This is a genomic window from Nonomuraea sp. KM90 (assembly GCF_052246675.1).
GTDB lineage: Bacteria > Actinomycetota > Actinomycetes > Streptosporangiales > Streptosporangiaceae > Nonomuraea.
The window spans coordinates 1-1672 of record NZ_JBQQCB010000341.1 but is presented as its reverse complement, the minus strand read 5'-3'; the positions used below and the strand labels follow the sequence as shown (position 1 = coordinate 1672).

Sequence of the window (1672 nt, the reverse complement as noted above, 5' to 3'; positions counted from 1 at the left end):
GGACCTCCCGCTCGAGCTCGGCGATCCGCTGGGCATCGGCCGTCGAGGTGCCCGGCCGCTGTCCTCCATCGACCTCAGCCTGCCGGACCCAGCCGCGCAACGCCTCGCGGTGCACGCCGAGCTGCTGGGCTACCCGGGCGATGGCACCCGGCGCATTACCGGTCTGCTCGCGGACCTCAAAGACCATCCGAACCGCGCGCTCGCGCACTTCCTGCGGGTACTTCCTGGGGGCTGGCATCGTGTGTGTTTCTCCCTTCCGCCAGCACGATCATGCTGGCTTCAGGGTCTCCAAGAAAGTCGGAGCGGTTCAAAGCTCAGCTTCACCGACTTCAGCGCGTACGCGGACTTCATGTTCAACATGGCGTACGGCGAATGGGACGCGTACGGGTTCAAGAGCCACGAGGAGGCCGCGCAGTACCTCAGTGGGCGTTTAGGGATGGTTGGTTGGCGAATGCCCAGCTCTGTAGTCGCAGCCTTTTGGGCTCTTTTCCCTGTCTGTGTAGTTTGTGTAGTCCTCATCGTCCATGCGAGCGCCCCAAGGCCGTTGCGTTCTCGGTTGATGGACGCTCGCTGGCTCGATGAGGCAGGTGTTGAGGGCGCCTCGGGGTGCACATGACAAACGCGACCCCTGATGATCGTCGGTGTCTAGCCAGTCGATCAAGAACAGGGGCCGCGTTCGCGTGCCATCATCCCCGATCGACGTGCTCTCCCGCCACTTGGAGCACGTCACCGTCACCGGCCTGCCCGCCGAGCCACTCGATCTGCCCACACTCGCCGAGCTCCTGGCCACCATCCCGGACCCGCGCAGCCGCCGGGGACGCCGCTACCAGCTCGGCCCACTGCTGGCCTTATCCCTGCTCGCCGTGCTCGGCGGTGCAACCTCCCTAGCCAAGATCGCCCGATTCATTGCCGAGTACGACCCCCATCTGCGCGCCCGAGCCGGCCTGCCCGGCACGATACGCCTGGCCCCCAGCACCCTGGGACGACTGCTCGCCCGCCTGGACGGCGACGCCTTCGACGCAACGACCTGCACCTCTCTGGCCGCACTTGTCACCTGCGCCCCGCCCACGACCCCAGGCAACCAGCCCGCAGACCGGACCCCGCTGTCCGGCCTGGCCGTGGACGGCAAGACCCTGCGCGGCAGCCGCACCAGCGACGGCGTCGTCCACCTGCTCGCCGCCACCCGCCACGACACCCAGACCGTCGTGGCCCAACGCCAGGTCGAGGCCAAAAGCAACGAGATCCCCGCGTTCACACCCCTGCTGTCCCACCTGGACCCGACCGACGTGGTGGTCACCGCCGATGCCCTGCACACCCAGCAGGAACACGCCCGGCAGATCGTCGTCGCCGGCGGCCACTACCTGTTCATCAGCAAGGGCAACCAGCCCACACTCCTGCGCCGACTCAAGGCCCTGCCCTGGCGTGAGGCGATCCTCAACGACCGCACCGACGAGACCCGACACGGCCGCCGCGAGATCCGCCGCATGAAGATCTGCACCGCCCGTCCTAACCTGCCCTTCCCCCACGCCGCCCAGGCCATCCAGGTCAAACGCCGCCGCACCGACCACCGCACCGGCAAGACCACCATCGTCACCATCTACGCCATCACCAGCCTCCCACCGGGCCGGATCGCCCACGCCCAGCTCGCCGCGCTGATCCGGGGCCATTGGAG

The 1672-nt window shown here is 67.9% G+C and carries 2 protein-coding genes; one reads left to right on the top strand and one right to left on the bottom strand.

The genetic code is table 11. The annotated features are described in order from the left end of the window. The coding region (locus ACTWPW_RS64060) for a transposase (RefSeq protein ID WP_443175017.1) at positions 1 to 208 on the bottom strand (208 nt) is incomplete at its 3' end. A gap of 472 nt (positions 209 to 680) precedes the next feature. Here ACTWPW_RS64060 and ACTWPW_RS64055 point away from each other — a divergent pair. After that, positions 681 to 1672 (top strand): ISAs1 family transposase (locus ACTWPW_RS64055; RefSeq protein WP_443175016.1); only part of this gene is annotated, 992 nt, incomplete at its 3' end.